The organism is Bifidobacterium felsineum (assembly GCF_002802915.1).
Classification (GTDB): Bacteria; Actinomycetota; Actinomycetes; order Actinomycetales; family Bifidobacteriaceae; genus Bifidobacterium; species Bifidobacterium felsineum.
In genome coordinates this window covers 707,418-731,692 of the sequence record NZ_PEBJ01000001.1, presented here as the reverse complement: position 1 = coordinate 731,692, position 24,275 = coordinate 707,418, and the positions used below count along the sequence as shown (strand labels likewise).

The window sequence follows — 24,275 nt, the reverse complement described above, 5'->3', positions numbered from 1 at the left end:
CTTCATTACCAAGCGGTAACAAAGGGCTCCCACTGCGGGATGCGATGGGAGCCACCGGCCATGAATCGCCGCGGATTCGATCACGCGGTGCGAAGTAGCGGCTCAGCCACGGCTTGAATCACTGAAACCGGCATATGCGAATCATCGAAGTCATGACGCGGATGGCTGCTGGCGTGGCTTTCCAACGTATGCAAAGCACCCAATGCACCGGCACCGTTCTCGCGAATGAGCGAGTATGCGCGTTCCTTAGTGAGGTAGTCGATCTGTGCATCGTAGAGCACACGGAAGGCGTCTTCGATGGCCGGATCATCTGCGATAGCCAATGCACCCGAAATCACGACTTCCGCGGCAATCGGCACATTGGCGACGGTGACCGACAGGCCGAACGTGTCCGCATCATACGAGATCCGCGCTTCGACAGGCTCGCCGTCCACAGTAACCGCAAGATCGGTTCGTGCCACGCCTTGGAAGGTAATAGTCCACGTACGGCATTCGGGAACAGCCGCGGTATTGCCCGACACCGGTGCGATGACAAACCTGGACAGGTCAGCGGTTTCGCCGGCAATGGCTGTATTTTCCCCTCCCCCATGCCAGGTAAAGGTCATGGATGTGGAGGCCAAAGCCGATGTGTCCGGACGGGCCTGATTGGAGCCATCGTCCTCCTTGAGCGTAAACGCGCCAGAAGCACCGGGGAATATCAATACCTCGAGATGCACCGGATTATCGACGGAGTTCTCGCGGCCGTTCAGTTCATCCAGTTGCTGCAGCGGCACGATACCGCCTGCCTTGGCGAACACCGGCATGCTGTCGAGCCCGCGCCATACCTCGAATTTACGACCGTTGGCCGAACGAGATTCATAGCGGCGTCCGGTGAAGAAATCGAACCATGTGCCCCGCGGCAACCAGACGTCCGCTTTTGCCATCTGCACATCGCGATCGGCGGGCGTCACGATAGGCGCCACAATCAGCTCGGTTCCGAAGCGGAATTCCTGCTCCACGCCATAGGCGTTCACGTTTTCCGGCGACTGCCAGTACATCGGTTCAACCAGCGGACGGCCTTCGACGGCGGCTCGCCAATTCATCGTGTACAGGTATGGCAGCAGCATGTGGCGAAGCCGCAGCGCCATATCCATCGCCGCTTCCGTCTGTGCGTGGAAGTTCCACGGTTCCTTGCCATTGAATGGCGAATCAGTAGAGTGCAGTCGGTTGATAGGGCTGAACGTGCCGAGCTGATACCAGCGCGCCTCAAGTTCCTCATCGCGGTAGCCGAACATGTGGCCGCCAATGTCGTGACTCCACCAGCCATACCCGATGTTGGATGCAGTCGAAGTAAAGTAGGGCTGGAATTTGAGCGATTCCCATGTGACCACCGTGTCGCCGGAGAAACCGACCGGATAACGATGCGAGCCCGGGCCTGCATAACGCGAGAAGGTGAGCGGCCAATGGCCGTCGCGTCCTGAATCGAGGTAATGCATGTGGTTGAGCATCCATAATGGGTCGAGACCCTTCTGACGGGTCACACCGCCTTGCTGCCAGTCAAGCCACCAGAAATCAGTACCCATGGCTTCGAGCCTGTGATGGAGTTGGAAGTAGGCATTCATGAAGCGCGGGCTGGTCAGATCGAATTCCACCGGCTCTTCGCTTTTAGGGTCAAGCCCCATGGATTCGGCCACTTCGTCGTATCCATCTTCGAAGGCACGAATACCGTCACGCGGGTGGACGTTGAGTGTGGTTTTGAGGCCGTGCTCGTGTAGCGTGCGCTGGAATCGTTCTGGATCGGGGAAGAATTTGCGGTTCCATGTGTATCCGGTCCAACCGGATCCATATTTGGGGTCCACGTCATCCACGAGATGCCAATCCATGTCGATGACGGCGGTGGTGAACGGCAAGCCTTCCTGTTCGAAGCGGTCCACCAGCTCCAGATATTCGGCCTCGGTGTAGCGATGGTAGCGACTCCACCAGTTGCCGAGGGCGAAGCGCGGCAATAGCGGAGTTGGGCCGGTCAAGCGGTAGAAGTCCTGCACGGCTTCGATGAACCGATGACCGTAGCCGAAGAAGTACAGATCGATGCCATCGTTGTCACGTGGGACGACCCAAGTACCGAATGGATTGGTCTCGCCCTTGACTTCGGCAGCTTCGGCACCGTCCACGATGATGTTGGAGGCGGAGTCGTCGATGACCGCCCATCCGTCATGGGAGATCACGCCAAGGCCAAGTTCCGTCTCGCCATTCACTTCATCCAACGTTCGGGCGGTGCTCCTGAGATTGCCACGCTGCACATCGCCGTAATGCCAAGTGTTCATCTGGGAGTTGGCCACGCCTTTGACCACGATGCTCAGGCCTTCCTTGCTGAAGGGCTGCATGTCATAGGTCAGGCGCAAAGCCGGCGTATCGACAATCAGCAACCCATCGCGAACAGTCTGAGTAAACCGCGGAGTCTCACCGGCGAAATCGCGGTCCACAACCATCTGCGTAGCATGGTCTTCGAAGTGACCATCCCCCTGCCATTCGAGGCGGATGAGTGATTCGGTAAGCACGCCGACGCGCCAGCGGTCGCCTTGAATCACCGACGCCGGATTCATGCCGGGGTTGGTTGCCAGTTGCGGGAAAGTCATGCCGTGCTCCTTTGCGTGGGGTGCCACCTGTCGTTCATGACAACGATATCATCAGCAGCCACCAAACCAGAGTCGAAGCATGAATTCCCAGACGAAAAGCAACCTGCCCGGCAGTCACGATACGGCAGATGCCTAATAACGCAAGACTCCCCTCATCATGTGCGATTGAGGGGAGTCTGCTAGGCCAACCGAAATCAATCAGTCAAGCACGAAGGTGTTGAAGGAGCGCGGGGCGAGCGTCGCCTTGAGGCCGCGGGATGCGTTGGCCGGGTCGGCGAACTCGAACGGCATCTCGTTCTCCAGCGCGTTCTGGGCCACGACGACCACCGTGCCGTCCGGGTTGCGGAAGGCGATGGCCATGGAGTTGAAGTGACCGGTGGTGCCGAGCACCTTGGCACCCGGGCGCACGTACTTGGAGAAGTGACGCATCACGTAGTATTCGGGGTTGCGACGCACTTCGTGGGTGTCGGCGGTGATGGTGAACAGAGAGTTCTGCCACCATCCCCAAGTGGAATCCTGATCATCCAAGATCATGTTCCAGTAGGTGTATGCGGTGGCACCGTTGCGGAAGTAGTGGTTGATCAGGTGGAACACGTATTCGGCGTATTCCCAGGTGTTCTGACCGTCACCGCACTCGGATTCGGACTGGATGAGCTCGATCTCCGGCCAGGATTCGTGGGTGCGGGCGATGCAGTTCTGGCCGGCCCACTGGTAGGCGATGCCCTTGATGTAATGGCGGGCGCCGTCATCGAAGAGGATGTTGTCCACGAAACGGTTGTAGTTGTTCAAGGCCATGCCATAGCCACCGCCGGTCCACTTCATGTCTTCCGGACCGTTCAGGGTGCCCAGCCAGATGTCGGTGTCGAGGCCGGCTTCATCGAAGGCAGGGCCGAGGTAGTCGCGGATGAAGACCTTGAGGGCTTCGGCGTCCCACAGGGCGCTCGGGAACTTCTGGTCGGCGAACACCTCGTTCTGCACGTGCAGCTGGTTCACGGTGATGCCGTGTTCGGCGTAGGCCTGGATGTACTTGACCAGGTACTTGGCGTAGGCCTTGAGGTTTTCTGGGGTCTGGATGAGACGGCCGTAGTTGTAGGCCTTCGGGCGCTTCATCCAAGTCGGCGGGGACCACGGGCTGGAGAACAGACGCATATCCGGCTGCCATTCCTGAGCACGGTGGATGTAAGGGATCAGGGTCTCCTCGTCACGTTCGACGGAGAAGTGCTCCATGTCGTAGTCGCCTTCGACCTCGTCGTAGCTGTACCAGTGGTCGGCGAAGTCGTTGGCGGCCACAGGCGCGCGGTTGAACGTGAAGTTCATCTCTTCAGGGTCGAAGAGTTCCTTGATGATCTGATCGCGTTCGGCTTCGGTCACGGTCTGCAGCGGTAGCCAGCCGAGTTCGTTGAAGCAGCCGCCGAAACCACGCAGCGACTGGTATTCATTGCCGTCGAGCTGCAGGTCCGGGGCCGCGGTGGCTCCGGTTGCCGCGATTTCAGCCGAACGGTCCACAAGCTTGGCGCCTGGGGTGGTGGCGATCCATGTGGTCATGATGGATTTCCTTTCTTGGGATGGTTGCGCGGTTGCTCCAGCCGCGTTGCTCTTCATTGAGTTATGCATCTTCGTTGTCAGGCGATTTCTTTATCTAACAACTACTAGATATATAATAGTGCAAGATATGACTTGGAAACACCGACATATATCAATTATTGTGAATATCTTATGAGTTATTTATCTACTTTCTAGTAGTTACTGAATACCACATACGCTGTCGTACACAGCAAAAAGGCTCTCCCTCGAGAGAAGGAGAGCCAAAATCACCATCATCAATCAATGATGACAGCCAGGTTCCAACGCGGAATCGTCAGCTCCTCGCCAACCTGCACATTCTTGCCTGGGCGCACGGCGAGCGAGACGGACGCCGCCTCATCAATCGTGCCATCCGCCCCGATAATCTCAGGCGCCACGACCACCGAACCGGCCACCGGGCTTGGGAACGTGACCTCATCGGCTGAATAGTTGAGCAGGTAGGTCACGGTTTCACTGGCCTTATTCACACCCTGGCGCACGGTGACGGTACCAGCGAGCGGCAAGCCGACCGGCTTGAGACCAGCATGTTCCACGGCCTCGCGAACCACGGCACGCATCGTATCGGCATCCAGCAGGGTGCCGATCCATTCGGCGCTGCCTTGGCCGAATTGGTGACGGGTCACCGCCGCGTAGGATTCCCACGCATAGTGACCGTAGCGGGCGAGCACTTCGGTGTTGGCGGCGGCATCCACTTTCAGCAGTTCGATCAGCGCCTCGGCCTGAGTCTCCGCGGTGCCGGCGAGCGCGGCATCATCCGCGAATTGCACGGCCACTCGGTTCTTCGGGCGGGTGAACTGGTTGTAGGTCAGGCCAAACACGTCCGTGAGGTTGTGCGGTGCGCGATCATCCCAAACCGTGACCTCATCATCGGTGACGAACGATCGCATTGTGGAGAACAGATGGCCGCCGTTCGCCACGAAATCACGCAGGCGCACGATGGTTTCCTCCGGCGTGCAGTAGAGTGCCGGGGTCACGATCATGGCGTACTGCGCAAGACGTTCGGCGGGCGCGTCCACCGGCAGAAAGTCGCATTCCACGTTGAGTTGGAAGAAGGCATCGTAGACGCGGCGCACAATATCGTTGTAGTTGACGCCCACACCATCCGGGAAGCCGGTTTCCACACGGAACCATTCCAGCGCGGAGAGGGCCTCGTTGGAGACCATGATGGCCACCTTGTTGCGCTTGGCGAGATGTACCAGACGTCCGCCTATGGCAATGTCCGCAACCTCGCGACCGAATACGCCGGCCTCTTCGTAGGTGGGGTTTGGCTCCATGTCGTGGCTCAGCAGACCCTTCCAATAGGTTTCGAAGGAGTTATGGATGGAATGCCAATGCCAGTATTCCACCATGTCCGCGCCGGAAGCCAGGTGGGAGTACGCTTGCAAACGCAGCTGACCGGGGAATGGCACCCAGCCGTGCTGACCTTGAGCCTCGGTTTCCAAGACCAGGTAGTTGGCGCCATTCTTGGTAGAGCGGGTCACGTCGCCGCCGAAGGCGATTTCGGTGCCGGTGAGCTCGTCCTCGGTGGGGTGGTAGATGTCCGCGCCGGTGATGTCCACGGCCTTGGAGGCCTTGAAATGGTCGACGGCCGGCTGGATGCCGTAGGAATAGCCACGCCATTCGAAGTCGAAGTTCTGGGTGACGAACTGATCCTCACGAGCGTATTCGCGCACGATATCCGCCTGCCATGCGAGGAATTCGGCCACCTGCTCACGGCGGAAACGGTCGAATTCCCCGCGCAACGACTGGTTGATCGTGTTGGTCACATCCGGGAAATCCTCCCAAGCATCCACGCGATTAGACCAGTAGTCGAGCCCAAAGTGAGCGTTCAACGCATCCAAATCATCATGGAACTTGCCGCGCAGGTACTTGATGAACAATGCCTGCATATCAGGGCTCACGGAATCGTAATACTTGGTTTCGTTATCCACCTGATAGCCGATGACCGCCGGATGGTCGGCTACATGCTCGATCAAGCGGCGGATCACGCGCTCGCCATAATAACGGTAGGAAGGGTTGACGATATCCATGATCTGGCGCGGACCGTATTTGCCCGGTCCCGCTGGGGTATCGGCCAGCACATCCGGATGCATCTTGACCAGCCATGCGGGCACCGCGTACGTAGGTGTGCCGACGATCACGCTGATGCCGTGGCGATGGGCGGCTTCCAGCGCACGGTCCACATGGCTGAAGTCGAATACTCCCGGCTGCGGCTCGCACGTGCTCCACGTGGATTCGGCAATGCGAATCACATTGATGCCTGCAGCATCCATCATGCGCATATCGGTTTCGATGCGGTCTTTGCCGGCGGGCATGTATTCGTCGTAGTAGGCTGCACCGAACAGGATGCGGTCAACGCTGGTCTTGCTCATCGTAAGGTCACTCCCCTGCTGTGTCTGGGTTAGGCTGATTGCCGATTTATTGAAGTTGTTGTCGAGTTTTCATTGGTCTGCCCCTCAGCCGGCTCTGCCGTCAGCCTCCCTGTCAACAAGAGGAGTTGGAAGGAACCGAGAGCGCTCATATGGAAACGGCCGGCCCACTGGATTTGATTCAAGCGGACCGGCCGCAGCCGAGAGGGTTTTGCATGATGTCGCGCACCGCGCGAGGCTTACTTGACGCCCTTAATCATCATGATGAACACGCAGCCGAGCAGTGCGAACACGATGGAGATCGGGAAGGCGGCGGCGTAGCCGAGGGTCATGGTGATCACGGACATGAGCACCGGGCCGAGCATCTGGCCCAAGGTGGTGGCGAGGTTCAGCACACCGAGGTCCTTACCGGCCTCTTCCTTGTTCGGCAGCACGTCGACGTTCAGGGCCTGATCGACGGAGGAGTAGACGCCGTAGCCGAGACCTGCGATGCCGGCGTAGAGGAACATGCCCAGCGTGGTCGGCATAATCCACGGCATGGCCATACCGATGGCGAACAGCACGGAGGCGGCAACGACCGGAATCTTACGGCGGCCGATGAGGTCGGAGATCGGGCCGGCAACCACGGAGCCGCCGAGGGAGACGACCATGGTGATCACGGACATGGTGGCCATTGCGGCACCGGCGGCGGTGTCATCGAGGCCGATGTACTTCTGGAAGATGAGCAGCTGGTAGACGGTGATCATCTGGTAGCTCAGCAGCATACAGATACGGCCGGCGAACGCCTTGTAGAAGTCGTGAGCGGTGGAGAACTTTGGCGGGATGAAGCTGCGGAGCACATCGGAGGCCTTGCCCTCGTCCTTGGGCAGGAAGTCTGCGGAGGATTCCTTCGGCACGATGATCACGGCGACGATGCCGCCGAGGAACATCAGGACGCCGGCGAGGATGAAGCCCGGGAACGGCTTCAGGATGAAAGCAGAGCCGATGAGGGTGCCGATCGGGGCGCCGCAGGTCTGGCCGGCACCGAAGAAGGCGGACATGGTGCCGCGCACGTTCATCGGGATACGGTCGGAGATCATGGCGACCAGCGGGGCGATCATGGCGTTCAGGCCGAACATGCACAGGCAGTAGATGATGGTGATGGCCACGGCGTTGGTCACCATGCCGGTCAGGAACAGGGTTACGCCGCCGAGGATGGCGCCCAGCACGATGAACGGAGTGCGACGGCCCCACTTGGAGCGGGAGCGGTCGGACAGGGTGCCGAACAGCAGGTTGGAGACCAGGGATGCGACTGCGGTGCAGGCGTTGATCACACCGGTCAGTCCTTCAACGTCCGGGCCGAAGATGGACTGCAGATGCTTGGTAAGCAGCACGGCGGAAACGATGGCCAGACCGCTCATCCACAGCAGGCCGAAGACCAGGAAGCCGGCGCCGAAACGAATCAGCGTGACCTTGTCCATCTGCTTGCCGGTTTCGGGAGACAGCGACGGATCCTTATCCGCCGCTTCGATGTTCGCATTGAAAGCCGCCAGACGCTCGTCTGCGGGGATTGCGGTTGAAGCACTCATCCTTGAACCTCGTGTTTCTTATTCGCCATTGTCTGCTTTGACATGTATCTAACATGCATTAGATATGCCATTAGCATAAAGCCGAACGCATTCTTTGTCAAATTGTTATATAACAACTATTAGATACACTAAATCGCTTATATTTCAACGTTTTACAGCCACCAACAGCTCATTGCGACACGCGGGAACATTTTTATCTAGTTATGACTATGCAAAGCCGCGAACAGCGTAAACCCGTGCCGCCAACGACGTTGTCGGCGGCATGCAGCATATCAGGAATCACAGCATCAGCGATAGTTGTCCCACAGGGGCGAGGGGAAAATCATCGCCTCGAAGTTCAGCCACTCGTCATAAAGGTCCACCGGAGGCTGGCGCATCCAGCGCAGCTGCACGCCATCCATGGCTTCAATGCATAGACGGACTATCGGTTTCATGGAGTCCTCCCACGAACCCAATTGCGGAGGAATAACCCATGGATAGCGCGAATAGTGATCCCACACCGCTTCCGGGCGGTTTTCGAAGTATTCGAACAGCGGATGCTCCGGGCTGAACGCCTCGGACTCCAGGTTCATATACAGGCGCACCATTTCACGTCGCTGGGCATTGTAACGAACCAGGTAGCGCAGATACGAGGGGAACAGCAAACGCTCCGGATCGCTGCCGGGCAACCCCGATGCCATGAAATCATCCGGAGTTCCGTAGGTGTCGTAGCTGTCGGTGATCAGCATCGACAGCAGACCTTCCTTGTTGCCGATGTAATGCAGCAGACCAGGCTGGCTCATGTCCACCGCATCGGCCACGTCTTTCAGGGACGTGCCATAATAGCCCTTCTCCCCCACCAGACGCACTGCGACCTGCGCAATCTCATTGCGTCGCTCTTCAGGGCTTTTGCGCACTCGCTTCTGCTTCGCTGCTACCATGCGAGCTATTATATCGAATGTTCATTCGATAAGATGCATTCCTCATCTCCTATACGTACTTTTCGCGCGAAAAGTACGTTTCCGGCCCAAATCTGGTCACTCTACCGCACTTTTCGCGCGAATCGGACGCAAAAGGACCAGTTTGAGCCCTCGTAGCGTACTTGTCGCGCGAAAAGTACGAATAGCACGCTACAGACGCACGAGTTCACCGCCGTCCGCCGCCTGTTTGACGGCGTTCAGCACTTCCAACGTCTTAATCGCGTCCTCGGGAGTGACCAGCGGTTCTTCCTCCCCGCGAATCACGCGTTCAAAATGCTTCAACTGCAAGCGGTGTGGCAATCCTTCGCGCACGCCCTGCACCTCGCAGACGAACGGCTTGGTCCAATCGCTCACGCCGCCGGCATGCGAGAACAGATGCAGTCGCGGTAGTGAAAGCGAGGCTTTGGTGCCCATGATGTAGTAGGCGTCGGTGTCGTATGGTGCAAAGAACGGGTTCTCACGCGCGGTGGATTCCCAGTTCCACGGACTGGCCGCTGAATCCGACAAAGTGATGGTGCCCAATGCACCGTTGGCGAATCGTACGGTGGCCACGGCGGAATCCTCTACTTCAAAGCCACGCGCGGAATTCGCGGACATGCCCTGAATCTCCACCGGCTCTCCGATGAGATAACGCATGAGGTCCACATCGTGCACCATGTTCACCAGAATCGGGCCGGCGCCTTTCTGCCTGCGCCACGGAATGTCATAGTAGGTGTCCGGCTTGTACAGGTTGTACAAGATCGCCACGGTCACGATTTTGCCGAGGGCTTCGGATTCGATGATCTCCTTGGCACGACGCACCTTGGGATTATGGCGGCGATGCTGGCCGACCAGCACGGGTACGCCGGAGGCACGCGCTTCGGCCGCGAACGCGCGGGCGTCATCCAAATCATCGCTGATTGGCTTCTCCACCAGGGTCGGAATGCCGCGTTTTACGGTTTCGCGCGCCATCGGCACGTGCAGATGGTTCGGCGAGGCGATCACTACGCCATCCAGCGCAGTGCAATCCAGCATCTCCTGGTAATCGGCGAACCACGGCACGCCGGCATCCTTGGCCACCTGCTCAGTGGCCGGCATCGGATCTGCGATGGCCACCAATCGCGCGTCGGCATCGTCCTGAATATAGCGGATATGATCGCGGCCCATGGCTCCAGCGCCAATAACAGCCAGTCGAAGTTGTTCTGTCATTATTTACTCCTTGATTGGTTACTTCTTTGCCGGCATCATCGTGCCGGCCTTCTTGACTCGGGCGGCAAGAAACAGCACGATCACCAGGCCAAATACAGTGACGCCTGCCGCCGCATAGAATGCGATGCGGTAGCCATACGCTTCGGAGTGCAGCCCGGTGGCCAGACGCGGGCCGATCCATGCGCCAAGCGCATAGCCGAGGAACATGATGCCGTAGTTGACGCCGAGATGCTTGGTGCCGAACGTTTCTCCGGTCAGCGGCGGGTAAATCACCAACAGCGCACCGAAGGCGAAACCGAGCACAATCACGCAAATCACGAAGAACACGGCATTGTAGGCGAACGACATCGCGATCATGGCGAGCGCAGTGACCATCAACATCAGCGACAGGCATTTGAATGCGCCGAATTTGTCGTACAGCGCACCGAATGTCAAGCGTCCCAGGAAGTTGGAGATGGTGGAGATGGATACGGCCATCGCTCCGAATGCGGCGGCGGTCATCGTGCCCACGGCCCCCACATGCTCCTGCGAGATGGAGGAGACGGCACCCACCAGCATGGTGCCGGAGGATGCGGCCATCGCGTAGACGGCGAGCAACACGTAGAAGCGCGGCGAAGCGAGCATGGCTTTGAAATCGAAACTGCCGTCATCGCCGGTAGCGGCAGCGATGCCTGTGGGCTTGTCGGCGACTGGAGGCTCCCAGCCCTTCGGTCGGTAATCGGCAGGTGCCGGATGAACGAACAGCGAGCCCAAGGTGATGGTCACCCAGAAGGTGACGCCGAGAATCTTCAGCGCATTGGAGACGCCGAACGCGCTGGATAGGGCGTTGGCCACCGGGGCGAGTGTGGCCGGGCCGATGGCGGCAGCGGCCAAAAGGATGCCGGACGCTTTGCCTCGAATATCCGGGAACCAACGTTGCGCCGTGGTGAGGGCCGGGTTGTAGACCAGACCATTGCCGACAGCCGCAATCAATCCATGGCAGATATACAGCATTGGCAGGCTGTCTGCGATGCCGGTCAGGAACCAGCCAAGACCGAAGACGAAACCGCCGACGAGCATGACCGTGCGCGGACCGAATTTATCGGAGATACGCCCGGAGAAGATGCCTGTGACGGCCATCACCGTCTGGAAAATGGAGTATGAGAGGCTGACTTCGGCGGGCGTCCACCCGTGTTGTTCGGACAGTGGATTGAGGAAGACGCTGAACAGGGCGATGGATGCCACGAAGAACATGACCACGAATGCGGCGGACAATACGCCGTATCGGTTGGGTTCATGTTTGGCAGCCGCATTGGAGCCGGAAACTGCGGTAAGGGAAGTCATGAATGATCCTTTCTGCACTGTGATGGAACTGCGATCCAAGCGCTGAATTTGGCCGATTACAGCAGTCCGCGCTGCTTCAGTGAATTGATGGCGAACTGGCGGCGACCGCCCGGCTTGGGCGTGAGGTCTCCCATCATGAGATGGAATCCGCCATCCACGCTGATTTCGTCGCCGTTGACGAAATCGGAGCGCTTGGAGGCAAGGAAGGCCACTGCATTGGCGATATCCTGCACTTCTCCGATACGACGGGAGGCGATCAGACGTTCGCGTTCCTCGGTCACCTTGGGGTCGGCGTAGAAAGAGGCGCTCATCGGGGTCTTCACAAAGCATGGGCATACGCAGTTGGAACGGATGCCGAACGGCCCCCATTCGGCGGCGATCATCTTGGAGAGCATGCCAAGGCCGGCTTTGGCGCACGAATACGCGCCGGAGAAGGTTTCCGGCGAATGCGAAGCCACCGTGGAAATGTGCACGATACGGCCGGTCTTATGCTCCAGCATCACTTTGCCGAAGGCTTGCGAAAGGATGAATGCGCCGGTCAGGTTCACATTGATGACGTCTTTCCAATCGGAAAGCGGCAGGTCCTCCAGCGGAGCGAAACGCAGAATGCCGACCGTGTTGACGAGCACGTCCACAGTGCCGAAATCCTTGACGACTTTATCTTTAAGAATCTCCACATCATCGGCATCGGAGACATCGCAACCATAGCCGCGCGCTTCAACACCATATTCGTCGGCAAGTTGAACCGCATATGCCGCGGTATGTTCTTCGCTGATATCGACCAATGCCAGTCGGGCTCCGGCGTGAGCCAGCTCAGCGGCGATGGCGGTGCCCATGCCACCAACCGCTCCGGTGACTACGCATACGTCACCGAATAATCCCAACCAACTATTGTCTTTGCGCTCATCCATGAGCGAACCTCCTATGCTCGCTGTTCGCGGTACCACACACATCGCTGTGCGCTTATGCACCAGGCTCGGCCGCATCCCCGTTGATGCCGCCGGGCTTGGTAGCTGCGATGCTAAACTTTGCCCCGAGGGTAAGGTCAAATTCACGAGGATGACAAAGGAGTGTCATCGATGCGCGAGGATGATGAGCTGCTGACCATCGGTGAGGTCTCCAAGCTTGATGGCACGAGTGCCAAAGCATTGCGCTATTACGATGCACACGGTATTTTGACGCCGTTCGTAACCGATTCGCGCACTGGCTACCGGTATTACACGCCCGATCAGATGCTGGAAATGGATGTGATTCGGCTGTGCTTGGATGCCGGAGTTCCCCTAGATTTGATTGAATCATTCCGCGAAGCCGATGGATCGCTTGATTGGCGAGCGTTGATGGAAACCGGACGCGAGCGTGTGGCGCGGGAAGTGACTCGCTTACGCACGCTGGAGACAAGTCTGAATGATTATTTAGGTGAAGTGACGCGTAAGGCACGTACGCCCGATGACGGCATCGTGCGTTCCGATCTGCCGGCCACATGGATGCTGGGCAAATCATGGCCTTATTTTGGCGACGTTTTTCAACTCAAGCCGTATCTGCGGGCGATGACCGCGTTACGCGCGGCCGTGCGGGATTCCGGTTTGCCGCGTCTGTTGCGGCGAGGCATTCTGGTGGACTTGTTGGAGCATAAGGCATACGCATACCAGCAGTTCGAGCCAAAGATTGCAGACGGCTCGTCTACTGGCAGCAAGCCCGCGGACGCTGATTTCGGCTTCGATGCCGCTCTGACCGTTTTCCATCCGGATGGCGGACCGGCAGAAGGCCAAGTTATCGAGCGGGAATCCTTAACCGCATGCTTCGATGAAGCGCTGGCGATGGCCATGCAATTCGATTCCAATGAATGGCGGCATGTCACCATTTGCGAAATCTGGGGCAGTCATACCACTGAAGGCTCGATGCGCGTAAGAATGACCCGGCACCATTGCGACGCCGGGCGCATGTAGTAATCATGCTTCGCATGATACCGCATGATATAAGCCTCTCCCTTCGCCATTGCTAGCACAATGGCAGCTCCCTCATCAGAGGGAGGCTCGTTTCCATCGGCTCCCTCTGATGAGGGAGCTGGCCGCCACAGGCGGACTGAGGGAGAGACCGCAATCGAAGATTGCTTAATAATCATCAGCCTCAGGCTGATTCCTACTCCTGGAATACGTCCGGGTGATTCGGGTCGCCGGGGATGTCCGCGAGCAAACCTTCGAGCCCCAGGAATTCCTTCCAGAATTCGAGTGGCTGACCGTATGGGGAAGCCTGACGGCCATGAGCCTGAATGTTGGCCTTGGCCTCGAACACCTCCTCTTCGGTGATGCCATCGAAGTAGCTTTCGAGGCGTTCGCGGTTCTCCGGAACATAGAACAGGGAAGCCACGATTTCGGTCAGACGCTCCGCACGCTCGATCGGCAGTGAATCCCAGTGGCGCAGCTCCACAAAGTTCTTCAATCGCACATCATTGAAATGCGTGGAGATGATGTGGTTAATCTCGTATGGGTTCAATTCACGATCCGGATACACGTCGCCGGCATTCTCACGGAAGGCCGGGCGGTGCAGTTCCTTCGGGCTGGCACCGGAGGCCACTGCTTCGGGCGTATGAGTCAGATCGGCGAACATCAGCGGCGTGGAAAGCACGTCAATCGCATAATCCTCCCAGCCGAAGCGTGGGTCGAACAGTCCTGGAATCACATTCGTGCGCTGGAAGTCAAGGTAATCCCACATGCGCTGACGAAGTAGCGGCCATGGGTTCGTCTCGCCTTCGAAATAGGGGGTGTTGCGGAAGAAGTACGCCAGAATCGGGCCAATCACCGTACCCAGACGCATCTTCTCGATGGCGTCGTGCTCATCCACGAAGTCGATGCTGACCTGTGTGGATGCGGAGCAGCGCATCATGCATGGACCGAACTGTCCGACGCGGCCGAGGTAGTCGGTCATCGCATCGTAGCGATCCTTGGGGTTCACTGGCACATCCGCGAAGCTGGACTTGGGCTGGTAGCCGTAGTTGACCAAGCGGAAGTCGAGGTCCTTGAGAATCGGATCGGCTTCACGACGGAACTTAGTGTACAGCGTGATCAAATCGCTGGGCTTCTTCAGGATGCCGATTGAAGTCTCCACCTGGCCACCGGGCTCCAGGGAAACCGAGACTCCGGGGCGCGCGAGGCCTACGAGATGGCCGTTCTCCCAGTATTCTTTTGCTTCGTCATAGTAGGGAGCAAGCCGTTTGAGCAGCGTCTCGATGCCGTTCGGTTCGTAATAGCTGACGGCCGTATCGCTGCCGTTATGCACAGGCAGATGCTCGATTTCCACACCGAATCCACCGGTGCCGCGCTGGGCGCGACCGCTTTCGAAGAACTTCAGCAGGCTTTCGACATGCTTGGGGTTCGGCTTGGCGAGCAAATGCGCATAACTAATCCTCGGAGTAACCATAAACGGTATCGTATGCGAGCCAGTCCTCGGCCGCGCCCGAATGCCCGCCAATCGGCTATATAAAAAACCGATAGCCGGCGATTGCCTCGCATGTCACAAAGCCATGCCACAAAGCCAAACTGCAAAGCGCACATTACCGATATGGAGTGTTTGGACGGCAGGTGACGTATTCAGACCGTAAGCTTGGCCGAACGGCCTTGAGTGTGTCGGAATGCGTTACCTGCCGTCCAAACACGGTTACGTTACCGTACCATTTTCACATCAGTCAGCGGATGTAAAGCCCTGCGGCTCCCCAGCTTCCGAGAACTTGGCCAGATGCGCCTTCTTTGCGGCTGCGATCATCAGCTTGATGCGGTTGAGCTGATTGGCTTCGGAGGCACCAGGATCGTAATCGATGGACACGATGTTGGCTTCCGGATGCAGTCGACGAATCTTGCCGAACATGCCGCGGCCGGTCACATGGTTCGGCAGGCAGGCGAATGGCTGCGCGCAAATTACGTTCGGGCACCCTTGTTCGATAAGTTCCAGTATCTCGGCCGTAAGCAGCCAGCCTTCGCCGGCCTGCACACCGATGGAGGTGACTTCGCCGGCCTTCTGGACCAGTTCAGGCATTGGATCGTCCTGCTTGAACTTACCGTGAGACAGTGCAATGGCCTTCTTGATCGGCGCATTGTACATGTCGAGCCCCCAGCGCATCAGCGCATAGAGCTGCTGGTTGCCGCCCATGCCAAGGTTCTTCTCGTTCCAGTCGGTGATGTAGGGGCGTGTGGTCATGAATTCCATGATGCCGGGCACCACGGCCTCGCAATCCTGGGATTCGATGACATCCACCACATGGTTGTTCGCATCCGGCTGGTACTTGACGAGGATCTCACCCACCACGCCGACGCGCACCTTGCGCGGAATATCCTTCAGGGGCAGCGCGTCGAAGCTCTTCACGATCTCCTTGGCGAGCGTGCCGTAGGGCAGATATCCCTTCTTCAGCCACGGGGTCTTGGCCGCGGTCTTGGAGAAGCCGTGATGCTCGATGGTTTCACGGATGATAGTGTCCCACTGCTCATAGAGACGGTTGGCCGCACCCTTCTCCACCTCGTATGGACGCACACGGTAGAGGCACTTCATCAGCAGATCGCCCAGAATCAATGCTTTGATGGCGCGATGCAGCATCGGCACCGTGGCCTTGAAGCCCGGATTATCCTCCAAGCCTTGCGTGGAGATGGCGATGACCGGGATCTGCGGGTATCCGGCGTCGATCAGGGCCTTGCGAATCAGGCCGAAATAGTTGGTCGCGCGGCACATGCCGCCGGTTTGGGTGATGGCCAGAGCCACGTGATCGGGATCGTACTTACCTTCCAGAATCGCATCGATAAGCTGCCCAATCACCATGATGGCCGGATAGCAGGCGTCATTGTTCACGTATTTCAGGCCGGTTTCCACATCGCCGCGGCTGGCGTGCTTCAACACGTCGAACTTGTATCCGCCGGAGCGGATGACCGCTTCCACCAATGAAAGGTGGATCGGGCTCATCTGCGGAGCGACAATGGTATAGTCCCGCTTCATGTTCTTCAGGAACTTCTGGCGATGGGCGTAGCGGCTCATCGTGGCGTTGTTATGCGCGTTCTTCTTGGTGGTCTTGCCCTGCTTGGAATCCGGCTGATCAACGGTGCCGTTCGAGCCCGCGAGCACGTTCTTGGCGTTCACTGCGGCATCGAGGTCACGCTGCGCGGCCTTCTTGGAAGCCTCGCGCATAGCCTTGGTGAGCTTCGGATTGGCTGCCATTGTGGTGTCGAGCAGTACCTGACGGCCGGGGGTCGGCGCCTTAGAACCGGTTTTACGGAAGCCCATCGGCTTGGGGCCGGCTGCCGGTTGTGCTTCGGACTGTTCCGCCTTGACTTTGGCTTCGGCGGCTTCGACTGCGGCCTGCGCTTCGGCAAGCGCTGCCTTGGCGGCGGCCAAATCGGCTTCGGCCTTGGCCTTGGCGGCTTCACGAGCCTTGGCTTGTGCCGCATCTTCAGCCTGAAGAGCTTCTGCCTTGTCAGCCGCCTGCTGGTTTGCGGCTTGGGCTGCAGCGGCTTCACGAGCCTTATTGGCTTCACGCTCCTCGACTGCGGCCTTCAGCGAACGCAGTCGAATCTTTGCGGCACCAAGGTTGGAGACCTCATCGATCTTGAGCAGCGTATACACATCGGCCTTATCGGCGAGGATTTCAGCCACCTGATCGGTGGTGATGGCGTCGAGGCCGCAGCCGAACGAGTTGAGCTGCACAAGTTCGAGTCCCGGGTAAGAGGCAACGAAGTGTGCGGCCGCATACAGACGGGAGTGGTATGCCCACTGGTTGGTGACACGCAATGGCATCTTGGTCACCGTACGGTCGCCGACATGGCGGAAGCCAGCCGCATTCTTGGAGCGTGGGTCCTGCTCACCTTCGGCAAGGAAGGCAGTAAGGTTGAGCTTCTCCCCCGGCTGCAGTTCACAGATGGAATCCTCGGAAAGCACCACCATGCCGAGCGAGCAGATGGTCTCCGGGATGCCGTGGTTGATTTCAGGGTCGATGTGGTACGGACGGCCGGCGAGCACGATGCCCCGGCAGCCGTGCTCCTTCATATAGGCGAGCGCGGCAAGACCTTCCTGCTGCACGTCGTGCTTGAACACCTTGTCTTCGGCGTAGGCGGCCTTGACTGCGGTTTCGGCCTCCTCACGGGTCACGTTGGCCCATGCAAATTCCTCGACGATGCGGTCGACCATCAGCTCATGGTTGGCAAGGTTGAAGTACGGGTGCATGTAGCGCACGCTTGGGTCGCGCAGTTCGGGCATGTTCGCACCGACGACCAGTGGATAGTTGGCCACCACCGGGCAGTTGTAATGGTTGTCGGTGTTGGGGACCAGATTCTCCTCGTAGCTCACGCAGGGGTAGAAGATGGTTTTGACGCCCTTGTTGAGCAGCCACTTGATGTGGCCGTGCACCAGCTTGGCCGGGTAGCAGATGTTCTCGGACGCAATGGATTCGATGCCGGTTTCGAACAGCTCATGGGAGCTGCGACCGGAAATCATCACCTTGAAACCGAGGGAGGTCAGCAGCGTGAACCAGAACGGGTAGTTCTCATACATGTTGAGCGCACGCGGAATGCCGATTTCGCCACGGGTGGCCTTCTTATCGGTCAGGCGGCGGTAGGCGAAGCAACGCTTGTACTTGTAGTCATAGAGGTTCGGGCGGTCGGAGCGCTTCTTCTTGGCGTCGCCGCCGCGTTCGCAACGGTTGCCGGTTACGAAGCGGGAGCCGTCGGAGAACGTGGTGATGGTGAGCTTGCAGTGGTTCTGGCACAGCTTGCACACGTCACGTTCGGTGGTCATCGACATGTTGTCGAGTGCTTCGCCGGTCAGGATGGAGCTGGCGGTATGGGCCACGCCATCGATGACGACCGTATGCGCTTCCGAGGCGTTTGCTTCAGCAGAGCCGGTCTTCTTGAAGCCTTCGGCTTTGGATTCGCCGGCTGGCTGCGGTTTTTCTTCGGTGCCGTCAGCTTTGACCACTGTATCCAGATGATCGGCTTCGTCCTGATAATGCATGCGGGCAGTCAGAGCCGCGCCGAACGCGCCCATCAGGCCAGCGATGTTCGGGCGGGTGACTTCACGCTCAGTCAGCAGTTCGAAGGCGCGGAGCACGGCGTCATTCAGGAATGTGCCGCCCTGCACCACCACGGTGTCGCCGAGTTCGCCGGAATCACGCAGTTTGATGACCTTGTACAAGGCGTTGCGCACCACGGAATAGCACAGACCGGCCGCGATGTCTTCAATCGAAGCGCCTTCCTTCTGTGCCTGCTTGACCGAGGAGTTCATGAACACGGTGCAACGGGAGCCCAAGTCCACCGGATGGGTGGAGGCGAGTGCCTTCTGCGTGAATTCCTGAATCGTCAAGCCCATCGACATGGCGAAGGTCTGCAGGAATGAACCGCAACCGGAGGAACAGGCCTCGTTGACGGCGATGGAATCAATGACGCCATCGGTGATGGCGAGGTACTTCATATCCTGGCCGCCGATGTCGATGACGGCGGTGACGCCGGGGCTGACCATTTCGGCACCGCGGTAGTGGGCCATGGTTTCCACCACGCCCTCATCCAAATGCAGACCGGTGGTGATGAGTCCTTCGCCGTAGCCTGTGGCGCAGGAACGTGCGATCCAAGCGCCTTCAGGCAGTTCGGATTGAATCTTCTTGACGATGTTGATGGCTGCGGTCAGCGGGCTGCCTTCATTGTTGGCATAACTGGACCAGACGATTTCGCGATCGTCATTGACCAATGTGGCCTTAATGGTGGTGGAGCCTGCATCGATGCCGAGGAAGTGCGGACCGTGCGCACCTTCAAGCGTGCCGATGTGGATGTGTTCCTTATGGTGGCGCTTGTTGAACGCCTCACGGTCCGCCTCCGTGGGGAACAACGGCGGCATGGTGGGCGTATTGGAGGGCAGGTTTTCAAGCTCTTCCAAACGCTTCAAAATCTCAGCGCAGCTGTGCGCTTCGAAATGGTGGCCTTCATCGTCGGCATCGATATCCGCCTGCAATGCGGCACCATAGGCCACGTACAGGTGGGCGTTGGTGGGCACGATGAATTCGTCCACCTTGCCTTCGAGCGCACGCTGGAATGCGGCGCGCAACTCGGACATAAAGAACAGCGGGCCACCGAGGAAGATCACGGTGCCGTGAATCGGGCGGCCGGAGGCAAGACCGGCGATGGTCTGCGTGGCCACTGCGGTGAAGATGGAGGCGGCGAGGTCCGGCTTGGCGGCACCATCGTTGATGAGTGGCTGCAAATCGGTTTTGGCGAACACGCCGCAGCGGGATGCGATCGGGTACAGATTCTCGTAACTCTTGGCCATCTCGTTGAGGCCTGCGGCATCCGTGTCCAGCAACGTGGACATCTGGTCGATGAACGCGCCGGTGCCACCAGCACAGGAACCGTTCATGCGCTGCTCGGGAGTCGGCTTCAAGTAAGTAATCTTGGCATCTTCGCCACCAAGTTCGATGATGACGTCCGCCTGCGGATATTCCTTATCGATGGCTTCGGTTTCGGCGATGACCTCTTGAATGAACGGCACATGCATGTTGTCCGCCAAGGCCAGACCACCGGAGCCGGTGATGGCCAAACGAATCGGCTCATCGCCACGGCCAAGTTCTTCAAGCTTCTTATGAATGTCTACGAGCAGACCGGCCACGGTGGCACGCACGTTCGCATGGTGACGGCGATAATCGGAGAACAGGGTGGATTTGAGGGAGTCGGATTGATCGAGCACCACTGCTTTGACGGTGGTGGATCCAATATCCAATCCCACGCGCAACGGTTTGATGTTTTCTGATACGGCTGCTGCGGCCACATTCGTGTCCGACGCGGTATTCGCATTCGCCTGCGTATCTGCGTGGGCAATGCGGGCGTCGTCCGCGGTCACGTTCGATGCGGTATCAACCATGTGTTCCTCTTAGCTTCGGCCTCCGGGATAACTGCCTGCACAAGCCGCAAGGGAACCAACGACCGCCTCGGACGGCTGGCAGGCACCCTGCGGACGGCTTCGCCCGGCTACTTCTTCGGGTTAGCTTAGTCTGACCACCTGCCCAACATGGCACTCTTCATCGTGATTTCGCTCACGGAAAGCATGTTTCCCAACACTTTTCAAGATATTGCCTGTGTCGTGCACATAATATTCATAACCGCAATGCTTCTCGTCTGGGCATCTCGGCACGCGTTTGTATGTTCACGCATTTACCAATCCCTCGAGAACATACAAACGAATTCATAAACCTCGTTTCAGGACGCCTGCGAACCCTCGCCGGCCTCACGGTCCTTCAGGTAGATCTCGGGAATGTCGCGTTCCTGGTCATGAAGCTTGGCCCAGATGACCGGCTTGCCGGCTTCGAGGGACTTCGGTACATCGAGAATACGCTGGTTGGCGGAACCGCGGAACTGCAGCAGGGAGTTTTTCTGATTCTTCAAGTATCGGCCGTCCACGAGGATGTCGATGAGGCGCAGGAGCTCGAGCTTGTCAGGCGTCTCGCCGGGGCGCATGAGCTCCTCCCATGTGTATCCGGTCCAGCACCAGATGTCTTTGGCATGGCCGAATTCTTGGCGGATGCGCTGTGCGAGCGGCACCAGCACGGGGGTGTTGAGCAGTGGCTCGCCGCCAAGGAACGTGATGCCCTGCACCCATGGGGCTTTGAGATCCTCGATGATCTTGTCTTCGAGCTTCTGGGTGTATTCATGCCCGGCTTGGAAGTCCCAGATGGAGGCGTTGAAGCAGTCCACGCAATGGAACGGACAACCGGAGACATACAGGGAGTTACGCACGCCTTCGCCATCGGTGACGATGAAGGTCTTGTAGTCGGCGATCATGCGCTTGGACATACGCCGCCCATCCCATTGGCCGGCTTTCGGATCATTGGCTAGCCCATGCGAGGGGACGGAGGGTCCTCGACCGGTCTCTCCTGCCGCAAAGTCATGGCGCTTGATTTCGCGCATCATGGATATCCTCCATTTTCCCGCTTCCGCCTAACCGTAACGTTGAGCTGGAAGCCAAGTGAGGGTCTCCCCGATGTGTTGCAAGACCGTAAGCTCGGCCGAACGGCCTTGAGTGTGTCGAACAACATATCGGGGAGACCCTCACGCCCCACGCTAACGATTACTTAGCTTCTTCGAACCACTCGCGCGTGGTGCCGTCGTTCAAGGTCACGCGACCGGTTTCGCCGCTCATGTGCTTGACGCGGTGGGCAATCTCCTCGTGACGACCGTGCACCATCGGGCGCTGGACCGGGCTGCCAAGGTAGCCGCAGGTGCGCTTGGTCACGTTGCACTTGTCCGGATCGGAGTTGCCGCACTCCGGGCACTTGAAGCCTTCCTCAGTGGGCTCGAAGTCACCTTGGAAGCCACATACGAAGCAATGGTCGATCGGGGTGTTGGTGCCGAGGTAGCCGATGCCGATGTTGTAGGCGTAATCCCACACGGCTTCGAGAGCCTTCGGGTTGTCCTGCAGGCACGGGTACTCGCAGTAGTTGATGAAACCACCGGAAGCGTAGTACGGGAAGTCCTTCTCGTAGTTGAGCTTCTCCATCGGGGTCGGCTGCAGCCACACTGGGTAGTGGAAGGAGTTGGTGTAGAAGTCGTGATCGGTCACGCCTTCGATGCGGCCGAACTTCTCGCGATCCATGCGGTTGAAGCGGTCGGTCAGGGACTCAGCCGGAGTGGAGTACACGGAGTAGTGGTAACCCTCGGCCTTGCTCCACTGCTTGCACAGCTCGTTCATGCGCTTGACGATGGAGAGTGCGAATTCCTTGCCTTCCGGATCCCATCCGTGATCGCGAATCCAGTTCTTGCCGTAGAAGACCGCGGTGGTTTCGGCGAGACCGATGTAACCGAGGGATACGGTGGCACGCTCGTTCTTGAACAGCTGGTCCACGTTGTCGTTGGCACCGAGACGGCCGAACGCGCCGAAGCGGAACAGGGTCGGAGCATTGACCGGAGTGGCTTCCTTGCAGCGCATGATGCGGAACTGCAGGGCCTGATGCGCCACTTCCATACGTTCGTTGAACAGCTTCCAGAAACGTTCCTTGTCGCCATGGGATTCAATGGCGATGCGCGGCACGTTCACGGTCACCACACCGAGGTTCATACGGCCATCTTCCTCATCCTTGCCGGTTTCAGGGTTGATCCAGCCCTGCAGGAAGGAACGGCAACCCATCGGGGCCTTGAAGGAGCCGGTAATCTTGATGATGTTCTCGTAGAACACCACATCCGGGTACATGCGCTTGGTGGCGGATTCCAAGGCAAGCTGCTTCAGGTCGTAGTTCGGGTCGCTCGGGTCGCAGTTCACACCACGCTTGATAGTGAACACCAGCTTCGGGAAGATAGCGGTGTGATGTTCCTTGCCGAGGCCACGGATGCGGTTCAGCAGGATGGCGCGCTGAATCTCACGAGAGAACCAATCGGTACCGAGACCGAAGCCCACGGTGACGAACGGGGTCTGGCCGTTGGAGACGCGGTTGGAGTTGATCTGGTACTCCATGGTCTGCATGGCGTCGTAGATAGCCTTGCGGGTACGAATCTTGGCGAGAATCTCACGCTCCTGCTCAAGCTCGTCTACATCAGTGTGGAACGGAACGTCCATCGGCAGCGGCGCACGGTTGCCGAAGTGCAGCTTGGAGGGCTCGTTCTTCTTGGCGTTCTCCACCTGGCGGCGGGCGAACTCGACCGGCATGCCGTCCGGAATGGTTTCGCGAGCTTCCTCAAGGAACTTCTCGTAATCCTTCTTGGCGTACTGGGCAAGGTGCTCATCGGCGCGGTTAGCGGTCTGGCCACCGTACTGGCTGGAGGCCACATCCTTCATAATCTGGGTGATCTGGGTGGCTGCGATGGCGATGGACTTCGGGGAGGCCATCGGAGCGTTACCCAAAGTGAAGCCATTGGCCAGCATGTCCCAGAAATTCGGCAGGGAGCAGTTGGACTGTGCGGTGAATGGCGAGTAATCGGCGTCGTGGAAGTGGATATCGCCCTTCATGTGCGCGTTGGAGACGGCCGGCGGCAGCATGTTGAATGCGGCGGCCTTGGAGACGGCACCGGCCAGTAGGTCGCGCTGGGTGGCGTAGACGTTGGAATCCTTGTTGGCGTTCTCATGAATCAACGAAGGATCGTGATTCATGAAGCGGGCCACAGCCTCGTTCACGTCGGTTGCTTTGGCACGCTGGATATCCTTGTCCAGACGGTAGTTCGTGTAGGCACGAGCCACGTCATACAGGTGAGCGCCGATAAGGGCGTGCTCCACCAGGTTCTGGATATCCTCAATCTTGGCGGGACCTGCGTAACGTTCCTTGATCTCGCCTTCGACCTGGTTGGCGAAGCCGCGAATCATGGCTTCCTCTTCCGGGCCGACTTCTTTGTCCAGATCTTTGAAAGCGGACTTGACCGCAGAGATGATGTTGATCGGATCAAAATCGACCACACGACCATCACGCTTCTCCACGAGCACCACGCCACCACGGACAGCGCCTCTCGCCTCATGCTTGGTGGCGGTCTCTTCCATCACCTGTGCGCCCATCGGGCACCCCTTTCATCTCTAAACACACAACTCACAGACACTCGTTTTTGGCCGCGCTTACGCCAGCCAAGCAGAATTACATGGGTGTCGTTTTCTTGAACCTCTAGAACAATACGGCAACCCCACCCCTATATCTAGTACCCCGTAGAGGCGTGTTGGACTATTTATAGTGGTTTTCGG

The 24,275-nt window shown here is 58.5% G+C and carries 13 protein-coding genes; 1 reads left to right on the top strand and 12 read right to left on the bottom strand.

Annotation, left to right across the window (positions count from 1 at the left end; translation table 11 throughout):
* Window positions 1-80 precede the first annotated feature (80 nt).
* From CSQ86_RS03005 to CSQ86_RS02970, 8 genes are all read right to left on the bottom strand, one after another.
* Window positions 81-2,615: a glycoside hydrolase family 31 protein gene (locus CSQ86_RS03005; RefSeq protein WP_100493591.1), complete on the bottom strand. Its 2,535-nt coding sequence runs from the start codon at window positions 2,613-2,615 to the stop codon at window positions 81-83.
* 198 nt (window positions 2,616-2,813) lie between these two features.
* Window positions 2,814-4,160 carry a glycoside hydrolase family 30 protein gene (locus tag CSQ86_RS03000; RefSeq protein WP_100493590.1) on the bottom strand — a complete coding sequence of 449 codons (1,347 nt, stop codon included), beginning with the start codon at window positions 4,158-4,160 and terminating at the stop codon, window positions 2,814-2,816.
* Between the two features lie 275 nt (window positions 4,161-4,435).
* On the bottom strand, window positions 4,436-6,571 hold the full coding sequence (locus CSQ86_RS02995; protein ID WP_100493589.1) for a beta-galactosidase: 2,136 nt from the start codon (window positions 6,569-6,571) through the stop codon (window positions 4,436-4,438).
* A 236-nt stretch (window positions 6,572-6,807) separates the two neighbouring features.
* On the bottom strand, window positions 6,808-8,136 hold the full coding sequence (locus tag CSQ86_RS02990; protein ID WP_100493588.1) for an MFS transporter: 1,329 nt from the start codon (window positions 8,134-8,136) through the stop codon (window positions 6,808-6,810).
* 287 nt (window positions 8,137-8,423) lie between these two features.
* Entirely contained in the window at window positions 8,424-9,056 is a 633-nt protein-coding gene (locus tag CSQ86_RS02985; protein ID WP_100493587.1) for a TetR/AcrR family transcriptional regulator, read from the bottom strand.
* A gap of 189 nt (window positions 9,057-9,245) precedes the next feature.
* Window positions 9,246-10,283 carry a Gfo/Idh/MocA family protein gene (locus CSQ86_RS02980; protein WP_100493586.1) on the bottom strand — a complete coding sequence of 346 codons (1,038 nt, stop codon included), beginning with the start codon at window positions 10,281-10,283 and terminating at the stop codon, window positions 9,246-9,248.
* A gap of 18 nt (window positions 10,284-10,301) precedes the next feature.
* Window positions 10,302-11,606 carry an L-lactate MFS transporter gene (locus tag CSQ86_RS02975; protein WP_100493585.1) on the bottom strand — a complete coding sequence of 435 codons (1,305 nt, stop codon included), beginning with the start codon at window positions 11,604-11,606 and terminating at the stop codon, window positions 10,302-10,304.
* Between the two features lie 56 nt (window positions 11,607-11,662).
* Entirely contained in the window at window positions 11,663-12,517 is an 855-nt protein-coding gene (locus CSQ86_RS02970) for an SDR family NAD(P)-dependent oxidoreductase (RefSeq protein ID WP_100493584.1), read from the bottom strand.
* A gap of 168 nt (window positions 12,518-12,685) precedes the next feature.
* Here CSQ86_RS02970 and CSQ86_RS02965 point away from each other — a divergent pair, with 168 nt between their 5' ends.
* Window positions 12,686-13,552, top strand: coding sequence for a MerR family transcriptional regulator (locus tag CSQ86_RS02965; RefSeq protein ID WP_100493583.1), 867 nt, complete (start codon window positions 12,686-12,688; stop codon window positions 13,550-13,552).
* Between the two features lie 193 nt (window positions 13,553-13,745).
* Here CSQ86_RS02965 and CSQ86_RS02960 read toward each other — a convergent pair whose 3' ends face one another.
* The 4 genes from CSQ86_RS02960 to nrdD form a co-directional block, all read right to left on the bottom strand.
* Window positions 13,746-15,023, bottom strand: coding sequence for a glutamate-cysteine ligase family protein (locus tag CSQ86_RS02960; RefSeq protein ID WP_100493582.1), 1,278 nt, complete (start codon window positions 15,021-15,023; stop codon window positions 13,746-13,748).
* Between the two features lie 261 nt (window positions 15,024-15,284).
* Complete coding sequence (locus CSQ86_RS02955; RefSeq protein WP_243387579.1) at window positions 15,285-20,483, bottom strand: acyl-CoA dehydratase activase-related protein; 5,199 nt, start codon at window positions 20,481-20,483, stop codon at window positions 15,285-15,287.
* A gap of 335 nt (window positions 20,484-20,818) precedes the next feature.
* A complete protein-coding gene (gene nrdG / locus CSQ86_RS02950) occupies window positions 20,819-21,529 on the bottom strand; it encodes an anaerobic ribonucleoside-triphosphate reductase activating protein (protein WP_100493581.1) in 711 nt (236 codons plus the stop codon).
* A 157-nt stretch (window positions 21,530-21,686) separates the two neighbouring features.
* A complete protein-coding gene (nrdD, locus tag CSQ86_RS02945) occupies window positions 21,687-24,095 on the bottom strand; it encodes an anaerobic ribonucleoside-triphosphate reductase (protein ID WP_100493580.1) in 2,409 nt (802 codons plus the stop codon).
* Between the last annotated feature and the right edge of the window lie 180 nt (window positions 24,096-24,275).

Coding starts and splice junctions, on each gene's coding strand:
- nrdG (WP_100493581.1), bottom strand. CDS start 21,529: ATGATGCGCGAAATCAAGCGCCATGACTTTGCGGCAGGAGAGACCGGT.
- CSQ86_RS02975 (WP_100493585.1), bottom strand. CDS start 11,606: ATGACTTCCCTTACCGCAGTTTCCGGCTCCAATGCGGCTGCCAAACAT.
- CSQ86_RS02995 (WP_100493589.1), bottom strand. CDS start 6,571: ATGAGCAAGACCAGCGTTGACCGCATCCTGTTCGGTGCAGCCTACTAC.
- CSQ86_RS02965 (WP_100493583.1), top strand. CDS start 12,686: ATGCGCGAGGATGATGAGCTGCTGACCATCGGTGAGGTCTCCAAGCTT.
- CSQ86_RS02960 (WP_100493582.1), bottom strand. CDS start 15,023: ATGGTTACTCCGAGGATTAGTTATGCGCATTTGCTCGCCAAGCCGAAC.
- CSQ86_RS03005 (WP_100493591.1), bottom strand. CDS start 2,615: ATGACTTTCCCGCAACTGGCAACCAACCCCGGCATGAATCCGGCGTCG.
- CSQ86_RS02955 (WP_243387579.1), bottom strand. CDS start 20,483: ATGGTTGATACCGCATCGAACGTGACCGCGGACGACGCCCGCATTGCC.
- nrdD (WP_100493580.1), bottom strand. CDS start 24,095: ATGGGCGCACAGGTGATGGAAGAGACCGCCACCAAGCATGAGGCGAGA.
- CSQ86_RS02970 (WP_100493584.1), bottom strand. CDS start 12,517: ATGGATGAGCGCAAAGACAATAGTTGGTTGGGATTATTCGGTGACGTA.
- CSQ86_RS03000 (WP_100493590.1), bottom strand. CDS start 4,160: ATGACCACATGGATCGCCACCACCCCAGGCGCCAAGCTTGTGGACCGT.
- CSQ86_RS02985 (WP_100493587.1), bottom strand. CDS start 9,056: ATGGTAGCAGCGAAGCAGAAGCGAGTGCGCAAAAGCCCTGAAGAGCGA.
- CSQ86_RS02990 (WP_100493588.1), bottom strand. CDS start 8,136: ATGAGTGCTTCAACCGCAATCCCCGCAGACGAGCGTCTGGCGGCTTTC.
- CSQ86_RS02980 (WP_100493586.1), bottom strand. CDS start 10,283: ATGACAGAACAACTTCGACTGGCTGTTATTGGCGCTGGAGCCATGGGC.